The sequence below is a fragment of the Rhizobium sp. BK491 genome (assembly GCF_014194925.1).
In the GTDB taxonomy this organism is placed as follows: domain Bacteria; phylum Pseudomonadota; class Alphaproteobacteria; order Rhizobiales; family Rhizobiaceae; genus Rhizobium.
Genome location: NZ_JACIAR010000010.1, coordinates 1 through 16,575 on the forward strand (window position 1 = coordinate 1; position 16,575 = coordinate 16,575).

The window sequence follows — 16,575 nt, forward strand, 5'->3', positions numbered from 1 at the left end:
CGTCAGTGATCGGGCTTATAGACCCTACCTCCGAACCAAGTCAACACTCAGACTGTAAAAATTCTGACATTTTTGTAAGGGCTTGATTTTAAACGAGATTTTGTCTTAGTGGGCGGAAGAGAGGGGAAAGTTTTCCTCAGCAGCCTTAAAAATCTTGTCCAGATGGTCAAATTTTGCTCGGAGCGGCTAAATACGCGCGCTTTCGCTCTATATGGCATCCTCCGTCCAGCAAAACCCGTCCCGTCGAGCAACCGGACGGCGCCTCGGGGCTTCCGTGTAACCTATTGGCTCCAAGCCTTAGAAAGGCCGAGATTTTCCATGAGGTTTCTGCTATGGTTTGAGGCAGATAAAAAGGGAAGGGAGGAAACAATGCATACAACAAGACCGGAATGCATCATCGAAGTCAGCTTCGACAGCGCCAGTGGCCGCCGCGCGCTCGGTATTATGAGCATGCGCCAGGCATTGGATCTGCCCGACCTGCCGAGCTTTACCTATACGCATCCCGATCCGCAGAAAGCAGCCGCCGGTATCGTCTTAAACCGGCAAGAGCTGCAGAGATTCCTGACCTGTCATTGAGCAGGCCGCTCCGCGCAAGGAGACGATCGCGTGCCAGTGCGATCGGCTGACGGGCGCGCCTATTTCACGCTGCCTTTCTTTCCATCATCATCGGCGGCAACAGGACGACGGCATTCAATCCGCCTCCTTCGCGGTCTTCCAGACAGAGCGTGCCGCCATGCGCATCGAGGATCTGGCGGACGATCGCCAAACCAAGCCCGCTGCCTCCGAGGTCACGGTTGCGCGACTCCTCCAGCCGCACGAAGGGTTCGAGAACCTCCTTGCGCCGCTCTGCGGGAATACCCGGTCCACGATCGCCAACGATGATGGCATCCTGATCACCGCGGCGCCCGACGACAATATCGGCCCGGCCGCCATAGCGCAGCGCATTGTCCATGAGATTATCAAGCACTCGAACGAGAGCAGTCTCCGTCATCGCGACGGCAATCGGCTGCCCGATCGGCATGAAACCCACCAGGCCCTGGCCGTCCTGCCGCTCGGCGAGGTGACCTTGGATGGCAGCGTCGAGATCGACAATGGTCTTGCCGTCCGAGATGACGGTGCTGCGGGCGAAGCCGAGCGCATCCTCCACCAGCCGCTGCATGGCCTCGACATCGGCGATCGCCCGCTCGCGATGCGGCGTCTCCGGCATCATTTCCATGCGCAGACGGAAGCGAGTGAGGTAGGTCCTCAGATCGTGCGAGATCGCTCCGAGAATAAGGGTGCGGTTGCTGACAAGCGCGGCGATGCGCAACTGCATGGCGTTGATCGCCTTGATCAGCAGGCGCAGCTCACAGGCGCCTCTTTCGGGAATATGAACCGGCTGCAGACCATTGCCGATCGAGTTGACGGTTCGCGACAGGCGCGTCAGGGGCCGGGTTTCCCGCGCTACGGCGGCAATGGCGATGACGGCGACCAGCATGCCGAGGATGCCGGCGATGAGGCCGATGGGAATGCCGTTCAATCGCACCGTCGGCGTTTCGGGCAGGTTGAAGACGGCGATCTTGCCGCCGGCAACGCCGATCGATACCTCCACGATCCTGTCCGGCGCACCGACGGAGAACCAGCCCTGCGGCTTTTCCGAAAGCGAGCGCATGTTGAAATAGCGATTGCCGAGCGCGATCGCGGCAAATTCGCGGGCGAGCTTGTCGGTGAGCGTCAGATTGGAGGCCTCCTCCCGACCCGGAGCCGGCGGATCGGCCAGGTGGATCGCCAGGCCATTGGCATTCAGTGCCCGCACGGCTGCCTGTTGCGCCTCCGGCGGAATGGCATCGAGAAGACGGATCGCAGTCTTCACTTGCTTGGCGGGCGACCGCTCCGGATTGAACGGCGTATCCGGCTTCAGCTGTGCGGCCGCAAAGGCCGCAAGCTGAATGATGAACAGCGCCACGGCCACAATCATGATGATGCGGGCGACCAGACCGAGTTTCAGCATGGTTCAGACATCCTTCACGTCCCTTGTAAGGAGATAGCCGGCATTGCGCACCGTGGTGATGATCTGAGCGCCATCAGGCAGGCAATGGCCGAGCTTGGTGCGCAGGCGGGAGACCGTAACATCGATCGTCCGGTCGAAAGGATCGGCGCCACGGCCGCGCGTCCAGTCGAGCAATTGCTCGCGCGACAGCACGCGGCGCGGTCTTTCGAGGAAGCAGACGAGCAGATCGAACTCGGCGGTCGTCAGATGCACGACGCGCTCGCCATCCATCTCGATCACCCGGCCGTCGAGATCGACGATCAATCCGGCGAAGCTTTTGCGCCGTGATGGAATGCCGGCATCCTCCGGCCGCTCCGGGCCGGAGCGGCGGAGAATGGCGCGGATGCGTGCCAGGAGCTCGCGCGGGTTGAAAGGCTTGCCGAGATAGTCATCGGCGCCCATCTCGAGGCCGAGAATGCGATCGATATCCTCAGTCTTCGCCGTCAGCATCAGGATAGGCACCTTGCTGCGGGTGCGGATGCGCCGGCACGCGGAGAGACCATCTTCACCCGGCAGCATCAGATCGAGGATGATCAGATCGGGGAACCCCTTGGATAGAATGCGATCCATAGCTGCGGCGCTGTCGGCGGCCTGCACGGCAAAACCTTCACGGCTCAGGAACTCCTCCAGGAGCGCCCTAATCTCGCGGTCGTCTTCGACCAGAAGCAGCGATGCGGAAACCATGGCTCTTCCATGCGGGGCGAGAGGCGGTTTTGGCAACAGGGAAACGACCGACGTTACAAACTGTAACAAATTTCCCTTCTTTTGAAAAATCCCAGCAAAAGAAGGGATGCAGTTTCTCCGCAGCCGGATCCCTCCGGAGCGAATGTCGGCAGCTTCGTTGCCGCCTACCCGACCCCATCGCCCGCTCCGGCCCGCGACAGGGCTCGCATCCACGAAATGCGAGCCCTGTCTGCTTTTCCAAACCGCCGATCCTTTTCGACAATGCGGGTTTGCGTCCTGCTCGCCGCCGTGCGAAAGGATTGACCTTCACCGACAGCGATGTCGGGCCAGAGAAACATGCTCATGAGGCAGGACGGTTGAGCCAAAGGCAATCACCGCAGAGATCCGGCAAAGCGACAAGGCGCACCCCAGAGCCGGAGGGCAAGCGCGTGACCTTGCCGCGAGCGCTTTCGAAGCTTGGCTATTGCTCGCGCACGCAGGCGGAAGCGTTGATCGTCACCGGCCGCGTGACCGTGGACGGCCGCCTGATCTCCGATCCTGCCATCTGGGTCGATCTGGAGCATTCGAAGTTCGCGGTCGACGGCATGGAGATATCAGCTGAAAAGAAGCTCTATTTCATGCTGAACAAGCCGCGCGGGCTGGTGACGACGCGCGACGATCCCGAAGGACGGCCGACCGTTTATGATTGCCTGAGGGAGATCGATGCCCGCCATCTCGCGCCCGTCGGCCGCCTTGACAAGGCGAGCGAGGGATTGCTGCTCTTTACCAACGACACGGTATTGGCGCAGGCCCTGCTCGACCCCGTCAGCCATGTTGGCAAGGCCTATCATGTGCAGGTCGATCGCATCATGGACCTGGAACAGCTGGCACGCATGGAGCGTGGCATCGTCGACGATGGTGAACTCCTGACCGCGAGCTCGGCCCGGCTGCTGCGCAGCGGCGACCGCAACAGCTGGATCGAGGTGGAGCTGAAGGAAGGGCGTAATCGCCAGATCCGTCGCATGCTGGAGGCGCTCGGCATCGAATGCCTGCGGCTGGTGCGCGTTGCCTTTGGCGATATCGCGCTTGGCGATCTGCCGAAGGGCGGCGTGCGCGCCTTGACCGAGGCCGAAATACTGAGCTTGCATCGGCGCGCCGGAATGAAAGTCAATCGGTAGAAGGCTGAGCGCGATGCAACCTCATGACTTCTGGCAGGAGCTGGATGCGCCGGGCACCTTCGATCCAATGGTGGAGCGTGCGGATTTCTATGTAGCCGAGCTGCCGGACGGGCGGCAATTGCGGCTGCCGATCCGCGTGCTCGCCGACGGCGAACATGCGCTGGCGTCGCTGATCGTCAATCAGGCAAGCTTCACCGTGTTGGACGCTCTTGCGGAGACGCTTGCGAAGCGAATGGCAGCACATGATATCAATGTCGTCGCCGGATTGCCGACGCTCGGACTGACGCTGGCGGCAGCAGTGGCCCGCGCACTCGGCCATACGCGCTACGTGCCGCTCGGAACATCGCGTAAATTCTGGTACCGCGAGGAGCTTTCGGTCCCGCTCTCCTCCATCACCACGCCAAACCAGGAGAAGCGTCTTTATATAGATCCGCGCATGCTGCCGCTGCTGGAAGGAAAGCGCGTCGCGCTGATCGACGATGTGATCTCCAGCGGCGCCTCGATCGTTGCAGGTCTTTCTCTTTTAACGTCTTGCGGCATCGAGCCCGTGGTGATCGGCGCGGCGATGCTGCAATCCGAACGCTGGCGGGATCGTGTCGATCTAGGCGGCAAGCGCTGGAGCGAGAAAATCATCGGCGTGTTTTCGACGCCGATCCTCGAGTGGAGTAGAAGCGGCTGGCGTCGACCGAGCTGACCGCATTTTGCTGTTGCGGCCATGCGATGGAAGGCAAATTGCATAATATATGTGAAAACCGTTCCGCTTCCGGCCGCAATACGCTAAGGGTCCGCTCAAGAAGCATCCGTCGGGCGGATGCAAGAGCCTGTTGGTGGACGCGTTGCGAACTCTCTCCGAAGCCTATTTTCCGGAATTGCCCAACTACTATCGCGGCAAGGTACGCGAAAATTACGATCTGCCCGACGGCAGCCGCATCATCATCAGCACCGACCGGTTGAGCGCGTTCGACCGCATCCTCACCTGCATTCCCTATAAGGGCCAGGTGCTGACGCAGACCGCCCGCTACTGGTTCGAGCAAACACGCGACATCTGCCCCAACCACGTGATCGACTATCCCGACCCGAACGTGGTGGTCGGCAAGCGGTTGAATATCCTACCTGTCGAGGTCGTCGTTCGCGGCTATCTCGCCGGCACCACCGGGACCTCGATCCTGACGCTCTACAAGAAGGGTCAGCGCGAGATGTACGGCATCACCCTGCCGGACGGCATGCGCGACAACCAGATCCTGCCACAGCCGATCATTACCCCAACAAGCAAGGAATTCGACGGCGGTCATGACGAGCCTCTGACGCCGAAGCAGATCGTCGAGGGCGGGCTTCTGACACAGCAGCAGTGGCAGACGCTGACGAATTATGCTTTTGCGCTGTTCGCGCGCGGACAGGAAATCGCCCGCAAGCGGGGGCTGATCCTCGTCGATACCAAATATGAGTTCGGGACCGATGAAAACGGCACCATCATCCTTGCCGACGAAATCCACACGCCCGACAGCAGCCGCTATTGGCTCGCCGATAGTTACGAGGACCGCTTCAAAAACGGTGTGCGCCCCGAAAGCTTCGACAAGGATTTCGTGCGGGCCTGGGTCACGGAGCGCTGCGATCCCTATAAGGACGAGATCCCGGAAATTCCACGCGAGTTGGTCGAGGAGACGTCCAAGGTCTATATACGCGCCTATGAAGCGATCACCGGCATGACTTTCGTGCCCGATGATCGCGACGCAACGCCGCTTGACCGGGTTCGCGCAAGCCTCGCCCGCTATTTCCCTTAGGAGACCGTTTGAACGGTCTTTTCGCTGAATGGGCATGCCGAAGCTTCCCGGAAGTTGCGGCAGCGGCGAAGTTCTGCGCCATTCACATCCCTTGATTGTGGATGCGAGGGTATGTTTTTTGCAACACTTTAGATTTTTTTTACCGACAAGCTGATATTTCGCCCGATCCCACATATGTTCGCTGCCGAGAATTCGTAAAAGCCACTGTGCTATTGCAAAACTCGTTGCTAGATTGACGCCGACCGCTTCGGGTCGTTGTTTGTGTTGCGTAAGACTGGAGCGCCGGCATATGGGGTCAAGCCGATCCCGAAAAACACTGATCAGTAAATTGAATTGTGGGACAAAGTGATGGTTTCCATTCGTACTGCCGCCCCCGCCCTGCTGCTTGTTTTGGCAGGTTGCGTCAGCGGCCCAGACCATAAGCCACCGGAAATGCCTCTCCCGGCCAAATTCTCGGAGGGCGGTACGAAGGCGAACGGCGATATCGCCGGCTCGCAATGGTGGACCGCTTTCGGCGACGCCAAGCTGAATGCCTTCGCCACACAGGGACTTGCCCAGAACTTGACCATCCAGCAGTCGCTGGAACGCATCAACCAGGCGGAAGCTGCCGTCGTCACAGCAGGTGCAGGCGGTCTCCCAAGCCTCACCGTGTTGGGTGACAATACGACAAGCGGCCAGAAGGGTGGCTCGAGGGTATCCAGTTCCGGTGGCCGACGGAATACGACGACGGGAACCGCTTCGGCTTCCTGGCTGCTCGACCTCTGGGGTCAGTATCGCCGCGCTACGGAAAGCGCCAATGCTTCGGTTGACGCCGCCTATTCCAGCGTTGACGTTGCACGCCTGACATATCTGCAGGATCTCGCCAACAGCTATGTCAATGCCCGCTATTATCAGAGGCTCATCTCGATCGCGCAGGAAAACCTGAAGTCGCGGCGCGATACGCTTTCTCTGACCAAGTTCCAGCTTGAAGCCGGTGCAGCATCCCGCCTTGACGTGGTTCAGGCCGAGGGCCTCGTCAACCAGACGCTGGCGCTGGTGCCTGGTTATGAAATCAGCTATCGCCAGCAGGTGCACCACATCGCCACGCTGCTCAACGTTCCTTCATCGACCATCATCGCGCAGATGCAGGGCGGCGGCAGGCAGCCGGTGTTCCGCGGCAGCGTCCGCACCGGTGTTCCGGCCGACCTCATCCGCAACCGCCCTGATATTCGCGTTGCAGAGCGTCAGCTTGCTGCCTCGACGGCCCAGATCGGTGTGGCGGAAGCCAAGCTCTTCCCGTCGATCACCCTCAGCGGTTCGATTTCGCCGACCTATATCCATACATCGGCAGCGAGCGGCGGCCTGACCACCTGGTCGTTCGGCCCATCGCTGAACCTGCCTATCTTCGATGGCGGTGCCCTGCGCGCCGGAGTCAAGAGCGCCGAATCGACAAGCCGTGAGAACTATCTCGCCTGGCAGCAGACGGTTCGCTCCGCGATCGAAGACGTGGAAAACGCTCTGTCGGCAGTTGCCCGTGATGCTCAGACGGTCGCGGCGTTGCAGGCTCAGGTCAAGTCCTATCAGGAAGCCCTGCAGCTCTCGACAGCAAGCTACAAGGACGGTGCATCCTCTCTGCTCGACGTTCTCGACGCACAGCGCAACGTGACCGCTGCCCAGCAAAGCCTGGCACAGGCCATTCAAGCGAGCGCTCTCGACTACATCTCGCTAAACGTCAACATCGGCGCAGGCTATGTGCCCGCCGATAAGGCGATCGCGGCCGCAGGACCGACCAGAGCCAAGGCCGAGGCCATCAAGGTCGCGGCCAAGAAGGCGATGTAAGCCTATAGCTTGGGCTGTAGCAGGGCCTTACCGCTTGAACTTGAAAACCGCCGCAGGGATCTGTGGCGGTTTTTCTTTTGGGCGCACGGAGATGGCTAAAATGAAAATGGCGCGCTCCGCTTCCGCAAGAACACGCCATCGCCAAAAACAAAAAGGCCGGAATGACCCGGCCTTTCGCCATCCGCCTTCACATCAGTGCCAGTACATCCGTGGTCAAAGGCAAGGGCGGAACTGCAGCCAGATTGATCATGAAAGGTCAACGAAGAGTTAACGCCGCTTTCATGATATTAACGGACGAAACGGCTCACTTTCCAGCGCGCCAGCGCCCATCGGCTGCATGACTGAAGCGTATATGAGAGGGCAAGGTGGCAATTTCAAGGCCGCTTTGTTGTTTCTGCCAGAAACCTTCTAAAGCAGCCCGGCAGCCTTGATCGAAAACCTTAACGCCTTTTCGGTTTCGAACTGGCGCGTTCAAGCTGTATTCATGCAAATGCTTCTACAACACATGCACAGATTGAGGAGGCACTTGGGATTCCTATCAGATCCCGTGCATGGAGAAGCCTTTATCTTGCCGAAGTTGGCTAGTGTTACCAAAGAGCGCCGGGGTAGGCGCATGAGTGTGAACAAGCGCCGGGGCGGCGAAGTGCGCGAAAGGGAGAGTGATTTATGAAATTCAAGGTTCTCGCGGCGAGTCTACTGACAGCGCTCATGGCGCTGCCAGCCATTGCGGAAGCGGCGGAAGGCTTTGCCACGGCAAACGTCAACATGCGGTCAGGCCCAAGCACCGCCTATCCGGCTGTCACGATGATTCCGGTCGGTGTACCCCTTCAGATCAATGGCTGCCTCAATGATACGCCGTGGTGCGATGTCTCCTTCTACGGTGGCCGCGGCTGGGTTGCAGGCCGCTATATCCAGGCGACCTATCAGTCGCGCCGCATCTATGTCGACCGGCAATATTACCGGCCGCTCGGTATTCCGACAGTGGTGTTCAATTTCGACGACTATTGGGGTCGCTATTACCGCGGCCGCGACTTCTACCGCGATCGCGATCGCTGGCGCCGCGGCCCTGGCTGGGGCGATCGGCGGCCCGACAGCGGCTGGGACCACCGCAATTCTCCGGGCTGGGACCGCGGCTCCGGCTGGAATGATGATCAGGATGGCAACTGGGACCGCCGCCCTGATCGCAATCGCGACTGGAATGACGGACAGGATCGCAACTGGGATCGCCGGCCTGATCGTGATCGTAACCGCGATTGGGACAGACAACGCGACGGCAATCGCGACTGGGGCAGACAGCGCCTGGACGATAACCGGGACTGGGGTAACCGGCCAGACCGCCAGCGCGACAACAACCGTCCGGACAATAATCGCCCGGACAACCGCCCGCGCCCGGAACCGCAGCAGGCTCAACCGCAACCACAGCCGCAGCAGCCACAGAACAATCCGCGGCCGAATGCAAGCGACCCGGGACCTTATAGCCCTAACCACAGAGATCCATGCCCCGCGTCGGAGCCCAACTGCCGGATGTCCGTGAGAGGCTCGAACCGCTGACGGCCGGCCCTGCAACCACCTGAAAAGCTAAAAGGCCGGCGACTTTGAAAGTCGCCGGCCTTTTTGGTGAAGTGCATTGCCTCCCAGAAGAACGCGCTCCCGTGCGGGAGCTTCACTCAGCAGATGATTTCACGGAAGAGCACGCGCGCAAAACTCTCGACCTCTGCCGCGCTTTCGCCGGTTCGCAAGGTTTGGACAGTTAATGCGATGGTAGCGGCATGCTTCAATGCATCTTTAGACGCGCTTCCCGAGTCGCCGAAATGAACATCTCGCGCGCTTCTTCGGCAGACTTGCGGCCGTCAATGGCAGCCCGGCAAAGGCTTCGAGCCGCCACATAGAGGGGGCCGCGGCGGTCGGGCCATAGATTGGCCATGCAATTAAGTGCCTCGGAAGGGCCTGTCACGACCTGGAAGCTATCCTGAGCAAAACCGACCTCGATCGGATTGCTCCATTTGACGTGTCGCATGAACACTCCTCCTCACGCGCTACCAATTGCTTGGAACCGTCGATCAAGACGGCCACATGACAATACTATAACCTTGTTCAGAGCATTCGAAAATATGGAAGATTGCTTGTTGTCCGTGAAGTATCGACGCAGTCTCATCCGATACGAGTGCGATAGTATCCCCAAATTGCAGGGGAACACCGGCGGCCTACTTTTCACGTGCGATCCGCCTCGCCTCATCCGGAGAGAAGCCGGCACGGCGCGCAAGCCGCTCGAGGCCGAATATTCGGTCGATCTGGTCCACCAGCCACAGTTCGAAACGTTTCCACATTGGCTCAGCCTCCTCCGCTGCGATCCGTTCGATCGCAGCGGCTCACGATGAACATCGCACTGGCCAACCACTTCATTTCAACGGAATTGGGGCGGCCGCTGCGCGTTGGAGAGCAATTCCTGCTTCGTTGCGAAGTCGCCGAACAGCTTCTTCAGCCGGGCTTCCTCCTCCTTGCAAATCCGATGGCGTCGGACGAAATCCTCGACGCTCCAGACCTCGCGTAGCTTGCTCTCTTCAATTTGCTCTATCTTTAGTAATGAAGTCATGGGCTCGCCCTCTTTGTTTTTATGACACGATAATGCTCAGAGTGGCGAAAAGTTCCTTGCGCCCCCGCGGTTGCAGGGCGAGATCGCCGTCATTGCGGGGCGGAATGTTCTTAATCCCTCCTTAAATCGCCGCATTTACAATTCAGGCGGGATTTGATGTCTTCAGAAGAGGCGCGAACCAAGGCGGGTTGCTTTACCTCGATCGCCCATTGGCTGAAAGATCGCTACCGCCAATGCGATCAGCCTGATAGAAGGCATGGAATACAAGGGCACCGAGGTACGACCGGCCGGCAATGGCAGATAAGAAAAAATCAAGCCAGAGAATAGAACCATCCTTTTCCAGCGGCCGGGAACGCATCGAGGACGGATTCAATGCCGGCGAGCGCATCATCGGCAACAGGCACTCGGCCAAGAAATATTCGTCTTCTTCCAAAACATACTACGAAGAACCGGAACCCGACGACGATGACGACGAGGATGAGCCCGTGGTCGAAAAGCCTCGCCGAACTCGCGCCCGCAGCCGCCGCAAACCGGCACGCCGTGCGCGGCCGCGGCGCGGCTTTTTCGGCTTCATCCGTTCGACGATCTACTGGGGTCTCGTACTCTGCCTCTGGGCCGGTATCGGCCTCGCCGGCCTCGTCGCCTACTATGGCTCGCGCATGCCGAGCGCCAGCACGTGGTCGATCCCGGAGCGGCCGCCGAACGTCAAGATCAACGGTCTCGACGGAACCCTGATCGCCAATCGCGGCACCACGGGCGGCGAGGCCGTATCGCTGAGCGAGATGTCGCCCTATATTCCCGAGGCTATCGTCGCGATCGAGGATCGGCGCTTCTACTCGCATTTCGGCTTCGATCCGATCGGCCTTGGCCGCGCGGTAGTGACGAATATCGTGACGGGACATGCCGTTCAGGGCGGCTCGACGCTGACGCAGCAGCTTGCCAAGAACCTCTTCCTGTCGCCGGACCGCACGCTGGAACGCAAAGTGCAGGAAGTACTGCTGGCGCTGTGGCTGGAGCACAAGTACACCAAGGATCAGATCCTGACGATGTACCTGAACCGCGTCTATTTCGGCTCCAACGCCTATGGCGTCGAGGCCGCCTCGCGGCGCTACTTCAACAAATCGGCCAAGGACGTCAATCTCGGCGAGGCCGCCATGCTTGCCGGCCTGGTCAAGGCGCCCTCGCGGCTGTCGCCCGCCCGCGATCCCGCCGCCGCCGAGGCGCGCGCACAACTCGTGCTGCAGGCGATGCAGGATCAAGGCTTCATCACCGAGGCCGATACCAAGACGGCGATGTCCCAGCCGCCGACACGATCGAAGAGCTACTGGAGCGGCGCCGAGAATTACGTCGCCGACATGGTCATGGACCAGCTACCGAAGCTGATCGGCGGCGATGTCAAGGAAGACCTGATCGTGGACACCACGCTCGACATGTCGCTGGAGGAGAAGGCAGAGAAGGCACTCAGCGATGTGCTCGAAAAGGAAGGCAAGAAGCTGAACGCATCGCAGGCCTCACTGGTTTCCGTCGACGCAACAGGCGCCATCCGTGCTCTCGTTGGCGGCCGCGACTATGCACAGAGCCAGTTCAATCGCGCGGTCACCGCCAAGCGCCAGCCGGGCTCCGCTTTCAAGCCGTTCGTCTATACCGCAGCGCTTGAGATGGGCCTGACACCCAATTCCATCCGCAACGACATGCCGGTCAAGATCGGCAACTGGGCGCCTGAAAATTATGAACAGCGCTATAGCGGCCCCGTCACGCTTGCCACCGCGATCGCGCATTCGCTGAACACCGTTGCCGCGCAGCTCGTCGCCGAAGTCGGGCCGGACCAGGTCATCAAGGTCGCCCGCAGGCTCGGCATCGAATCGGATTTGCAGGCCAATGCCTCGATCGCGCTTGGCACGTCCGAAGTGTCGCTGCTGGAGCTGACCTCCGCCTATGCCACCTTCATGAACGGCGGTTTCAAAGTAGCCCCGCATGTCGTCACCAAGGTAACGACCGCCTCCGGCAAGGTGCTGTACCAGGCCAATACGGACAATCCGGAGCGCGTGCTCAGCCCGGATATCGTTGCGAACATGAACGCCATGATGGCCGGTGTCATCACTAACGGCACCGGCAAGACAGCACGCATTCCAGGCTGGCAGGCGGCCGGCAAGTCGGGCACGACGCAATCCTTCCGCGACGCGCTGTTCGTCGGCTTCACCAGCCACCTGACCACGGGCGTCTGGTTTGGCAATGACGACGGCAAGTCGATGCGCAAGGTGACGGGCGGCGGTCTGCCGGCAAAGGCGTGGAAGGAATTCATGGTCGCCGCCCATAAGGGCATTGCGCCGACACCGATCTTCGGCGGCGGCCAGATCATCGACAACGGCCTGCCCATGGCGCAGACGGCGCCGAACGGCGACCAGCCGACCACCATCGGCAACATCATCTCCGGCGTCGCCAATGGCGGACAGCCGATGCAGCAGCCGACCTTGCAGCAAAGGCCGTCGCAACAGCCGATCCAGCCGCAGGTTGTCAACCAGGCCTCCGCGAACGACGACCCGCAGGACCTGCCGCCGGCAAATCTGGCCGACGACACCAACCCTTACAGCTCCAATCGATATGACAGCGATATACCGCCCGCCGATGTCGGCGATGGCGGCGCTCCGGTCGCCACGGCGCGGCCGCACCGCTCGTCACTGCTCGATGTCATCCTGGGCCGATAAAATCGCAATTTCGCCCTCACAGCACGGCGCGTCATGTAGGCGCGCTAAGGTCACTGCGGCACTTTGGACCTGCTGCAGAATTTTATTCTTAAATCGATCCCGATTTAGAGAATCATGCAGTAGACGCTTGCATGGCCGCAGCAAGGCTGCTCTGATACGCGGTCGCGTCAAATCCTGAGGTCCTCGGCGCATATGGGGCATGTGGAATTTGAGCGACAAACCATTTGTTTTGCTGGATTTCGGGCCATTTCCTGCCTTGCAGTCAGTAAAACCGCTACTTATATACGCGGCATCACCGCAGTCATGGCTGCGCAATCCTCAAGACCATCCCGTAAGGGGCTGTCAATGGAATGCCTGACAGGGGTTCCGATAGCTTGCTTCAAGGAGAGAATGACATGGCAAAAGTAATTGGTATCGACCTTGGAACGACAAATTCCTGCGTCGCCGTCATGGACGGTAAGGACGCAAAAGTGATCGAAAATGCCGAAGGCGCCCGGACGACCCCCTCCATGGTTGCCTTCACCGACGATGGTGAACGTCTCGTCGGTCAGCCGGCCAAGCGCCAGGCTGTCACCAACCCCACAAACACCCTCTTCGCTGTCAAGCGCCTCATCGGCCGCCGCTACGAAGATCCGACCGTCGAGAAGGACAAGCACCTTGTTCCCTTCAACATCGTTCGGGGCGACAATGGCGACGCCTGGGTAGAAGCCAACGGCAAGGGCTATTCGCCCGCCCAGATTTCCGCAATGATCCTTCAGAAGATGAAGGAAACCGCCGAATCCTATCTCGGTGAAAAGGTCGACAAGGCTGTTATCACCGTTCCCGCATACTTCAACGACGCTCAGCGCCAGGCAACCAAGGATGCCGGCAAGATCGCCGGTCTCGAAGTTCTGCGCATCATCAACGAGCCGACGGCTGCAGCCCTTGCTTACGGCCTCGACAAGAAGGACGGCAAGACGATCGCCGTTTACGACCTTGGCGGCGGCACCTTCGATATCTCCATCCTGGAAATCGGCGATGGCGTCTTCGAAGTGAAGTCGACCAACGGGGATACCTTCCTCGGCGGTGAAGACTTCGACATGCGTCTCGTCGAATATCTCGTTGCCGAGTTCAAGAAGGACAACGGCATCGATCTCAAGGGCGACAAGCTTGCCCTGCAGCGCCTGAAGGAAGCTGCCGAGAAGGCCAAGATCGAACTGTCGTCCGCACAGCAGACCGAAATCAACCTGCCCTTCATCACGGCAGACGCCACCGGCCCGAAGCACCTGACGCTGAAGCTAACCCGCGCCAAGCTGGAAAGCCTGGTCGACGATCTCGTTCAGCGCACCATCGCTCCGTGCAAGGCAGCCCTCAAGGATGCCGGCGTTACCGCGGCTGAAATCGACGAAGTCGTTCTCGTCGGCGGCATGAGCCGCATGCCGAAGGTACAGGAAGTCGTCAAGCAGCTGTTCGGCAAGGAGCCGCACAAGGGCGTCAACCCGGATGAAGTCGTCGCGCTCGGCGCCGCTATCCAGGCCGGCGTTCTGCAGGGCGACGTCAAGGACGTTCTGCTCCTCGACGTGACCCCGCTGTCTCTCGGCATCGAAACGCTGGGCGGCGTCTTCACCCGTCTGATCGAACGCAACACGACGATCCCGACGAAGAAGTCGCAGACCTTCTCGACCGCCGACGACAACCAGTCGGCCGTAACCATCCGCGTCTCGCAGGGCGAGCGCGAAATGGCTGCAGACAACAAGCTGCTCGGCCAGTTCGACCTCGTCGGCCTGCCGCCGGCACCGCGTGGCGTTCCGCAGATCGAAGTCACCTTCGATATCGACGCCAACGGCATCGTCCAGGTTTCGGCCAAGGACAAGGGTACCGGCAAGGAACAGCAGATCCGCATCCAGGCTTCCGGCGGTCTTTCCGACGCCGACATCGAGAAGATGGTCAAGGATGCCGAAGCCCATGCTGCCGAAGACAAGAAACGCCGCGAAGGTGTCGAAGCCAAGAACCAGGCCGAAAGCCTGATCCACTCCAGCGAGAAGTCGCTGAAGGATTACGGCGACAAGGTCACCGAAGCCGATCGCACCGCGATTTCCGATGCGATCGCAGCGCTGAAGGCGGCAACCGAAGCTTCCGAGCCGGATGCCGAAGACATCAAGGCCAAGACCCAGACGCTTATGGAAGTTTCCATGAAGCTCGGCCAGGCGATCTATGAGTCGCAGCAGGCGGAAGCCGGTTCCGGCGATGCCTCGGCAGCAGGCGGCAAGGACGATGTCGTTGATGCCGACTACGAGGAAATCAAGGACGAAGGCGACCACAAGCGGTCTGCATAAGCGCGAACCGAAAGGTTCTAGGAGACTTAAATCCGGCTGCCTTCGGGGCAGCCGGAAATCCATTTCCGGGGTCTAGTCCTTAATGGCAAAAGCGGATTTTTACGAGACATTGGGCGTCTCAAAAACAGCGGACGAGAAAGAGCTGAAGAGCGCCTTTCGCAAGCTGGCGATGCAATTTCATCCGGACAAGAACCCGGACGACAGCAATGCCGAGCGGAAGTTCAAGGAAATCAACGAAGCCTACGAAACGCTCAAGGACCCGCAAAAGCGCGCAGCCTATGACCGCTACGGCCATGCAGCCTTCGAGCATGGCGGCATGGGCGGTGGCGGCGGCTTCGGAGCCGGTTTCGGCGGCGGCGGTTTCTCCGATATTTTCGAGGATATTTTCGGCGAGATGATGGGTGGCGGACGCGCTCGCGGTCGCTCGTCCGGCGGACGCGAGCGCGGCGCCGATCTTCGCTACAATATGGAAATCTCGCTCGAGGAAGCCTTCAGCGGCAAGACGGCGCAGATCCGCGTTCCGACCTCGATCACCTGCGACGTCTGTTCCGGCTCGGGCGCCAAGCCGGGCACGCAGCCGAAGACCTGCGGCACCTGCCAGGGCTCCGGCCGCGTGCGCGCAGCACAGGGCTTCTTCTCCGTCGAGCGCACCTGCCCGACCTGTCACGGTCGCGGCCAGATCATTCCCGACCCCTGCACCAAGTGTCATGGCCAGGGCCGCGTGACCGAGGAGCGTTCGCTCTCCGTCAACATTCCCTCGGGCATTGAGGACGGCACGCGCATCCGCCTGCAGGGCGAAGGCGAAGCGGGTCTTCGCGGTGGTCCTTCCGGGGACCTCTACATCTTCCTCTCCGTCAAGCCGCATGAATTCTTCCAGCGGGACGGCGCCGATCTCTATTGTGCCGTGCCGATCTCGATGACGACGGCGGCGCTTGGCGGCACCTTCGATGTAGCGACGCTCGATGGCACGAAATCGCGCGTCAGCGTTCCCGAGGGAACCCAAGTCGGCAAGCAGTTCCGCCTGAAGGGCAAGGGAATGCCGGTGCTGCGCTCCAGCCAGGTCGGCGATCTCTACATCCAGATCCAGATCGAAACGCCGCAGAAGCTCACCAAGCGCCAGCGCGAACTGCTGCAGGAATTCGAGCAGATCTCCTCGAAGGACAACAATCCCGAATCGACAGGCTTCTTCGCCCGCATGAAGGATTTCTTCGATACGTTCAGCGACTGATTCGCCAAGCAAAGCTGTTTCACATGAATCCGGCCGATGATTCGGCCGGATTTTTGTTGGGGTACGCGAATCAGCCGCCCTCGTGGTTCGAGACGGCCCTGCGGGCGTCTTCACCATGGAACGTCCGCTATTACAAGGATTGCTCTGCTGAACTTGGCGCAGAAGCCACTCCATCCTCATCCTGAACACGTCGAAGGACGGCGGTGGTCTCTGGAATCGTCCTCGATCTCTCTTGCACCCATTGCCGACGGCAAAAACCTTGCAC

Annotated in this window: 14 protein-coding genes; 9 read left to right on the forward strand and 5 right to left on the reverse strand. The window is 60.2% G+C overall.

Annotation, left to right across the window (positions count from 1 at the left end; all coding sequences use genetic code 11):
• The first annotated feature begins 369 nt into the window (after positions 1–369).
• The gene (locus FHX05_RS26605; RefSeq protein WP_183875637.1) at positions 370–576 is read left to right on the forward strand and encodes a hypothetical protein; all 207 of its coding nucleotides are present in this window, start codon (positions 370–372) and stop codon (positions 574–576) included.
• Positions 577–640: 64 nt separating this feature from the next.
• Here FHX05_RS26605 and FHX05_RS26610 read toward each other — a convergent pair whose 3' ends face one another.
• Together FHX05_RS26610 and FHX05_RS26615 are read right to left on the reverse strand one after the other, a co-directional pair.
• Positions 641–1,990, reverse strand: a complete 1,350-nt coding sequence (locus tag FHX05_RS26610; protein WP_112338925.1) for an ATP-binding protein — start codon at positions 1,988–1,990, stop codon at positions 641–643.
• A gap of 3 nt (positions 1,991–1,993) precedes the next feature.
• Positions 1,994–2,713: a response regulator gene (locus tag FHX05_RS26615; RefSeq protein ID WP_015338318.1), complete on the reverse strand. Its 720-nt coding sequence runs from the start codon at positions 2,711–2,713 to the stop codon at positions 1,994–1,996.
• Between the two features lie 356 nt (positions 2,714–3,069).
• Here FHX05_RS26615 and FHX05_RS26620 point away from each other — a divergent pair, with 356 nt between their 5' ends.
• The 5 genes from FHX05_RS26620 (at position 3,070) to FHX05_RS26640 (ending at position 9,020) form a co-directional block, all read left to right on the forward strand.
• Positions 3,070–3,870: a pseudouridine synthase gene (locus FHX05_RS26620; protein ID WP_183875639.1), complete on the forward strand. Its 801-nt coding sequence runs from the start codon at positions 3,070–3,072 to the stop codon at positions 3,868–3,870.
• Positions 3,871–3,883: 13 nt separating this feature from the next.
• A complete protein-coding gene (locus FHX05_RS26625; protein ID WP_183875641.1) occupies positions 3,884–4,564 on the forward strand; it encodes a phosphoribosyltransferase in 681 nt (226 codons plus the stop codon).
• Between the two features lie 142 nt (positions 4,565–4,706).
• Positions 4,707–5,651, forward strand: coding sequence for a phosphoribosylaminoimidazolesuccinocarboxamide synthase (locus FHX05_RS26630; protein WP_183715787.1), 945 nt, complete (start codon positions 4,707–4,709; stop codon positions 5,649–5,651).
• Between the two features lie 348 nt (positions 5,652–5,999).
• Positions 6,000–7,469, forward strand: coding sequence for an efflux transporter outer membrane subunit (locus FHX05_RS26635; RefSeq protein ID WP_183875643.1), 1,470 nt, complete (start codon positions 6,000–6,002; stop codon positions 7,467–7,469).
• Positions 7,470–8,135: 666 nt separating this feature from the next.
• Complete coding sequence (locus tag FHX05_RS26640) at positions 8,136–9,020, forward strand: SH3 domain-containing protein (RefSeq protein ID WP_183875645.1); 885 nt, start codon at positions 8,136–8,138, stop codon at positions 9,018–9,020.
• Positions 9,021–9,243: 223 nt separating this feature from the next.
• Here FHX05_RS26640 and FHX05_RS26645 read toward each other — a convergent pair whose 3' ends face one another.
• The 3 genes from FHX05_RS26645 to FHX05_RS30555 form a co-directional block, all read right to left on the reverse strand.
• Positions 9,244–9,486, reverse strand: a complete 243-nt coding sequence (locus FHX05_RS26645; RefSeq protein WP_112609847.1) for a DUF982 domain-containing protein — start codon at positions 9,484–9,486, stop codon at positions 9,244–9,246.
• Between the two features lie 187 nt (positions 9,487–9,673).
• The gene (locus FHX05_RS30805) at positions 9,674–9,796 is read right to left on the reverse strand and encodes a hypothetical protein (protein ID WP_257714005.1); all 123 of its coding nucleotides are present in this window, start codon (positions 9,794–9,796) and stop codon (positions 9,674–9,676) included.
• A gap of 77 nt (positions 9,797–9,873) precedes the next feature.
• A complete protein-coding gene (locus tag FHX05_RS30555; RefSeq protein WP_112338918.1) occupies positions 9,874–10,062 on the reverse strand; it encodes a hypothetical protein in 189 nt (62 codons plus the stop codon).
• A gap of 293 nt (positions 10,063–10,355) precedes the next feature.
• On the opposite strand from FHX05_RS30555, the gene FHX05_RS26655 reads away from it, so the two are divergent.
• The 3 genes from FHX05_RS26655 (at position 10,356) to dnaJ (ending at position 16,310) form a co-directional block, all read left to right on the forward strand.
• Positions 10,356–12,767 (forward strand): transglycosylase domain-containing protein, encoded by a 2,412-nt coding sequence (locus FHX05_RS26655; protein ID WP_183875647.1) that lies wholly within the window; start codon positions 10,356–10,358, stop codon positions 12,765–12,767.
• A gap of 395 nt (positions 12,768–13,162) precedes the next feature.
• The gene (gene dnaK / locus FHX05_RS26660; protein ID WP_112338916.1) at positions 13,163–15,082 is read left to right on the forward strand and encodes a molecular chaperone DnaK; all 1,920 of its coding nucleotides are present in this window, start codon (positions 13,163–13,165) and stop codon (positions 15,080–15,082) included.
• A gap of 82 nt (positions 15,083–15,164) precedes the next feature.
• Positions 15,165–16,310, forward strand: coding sequence for a molecular chaperone DnaJ (gene dnaJ, locus FHX05_RS26665; RefSeq protein ID WP_112338915.1), 1,146 nt, complete (start codon positions 15,165–15,167; stop codon positions 16,308–16,310).
• Positions 16,311–16,575: the final 265 nt, after the last annotated feature.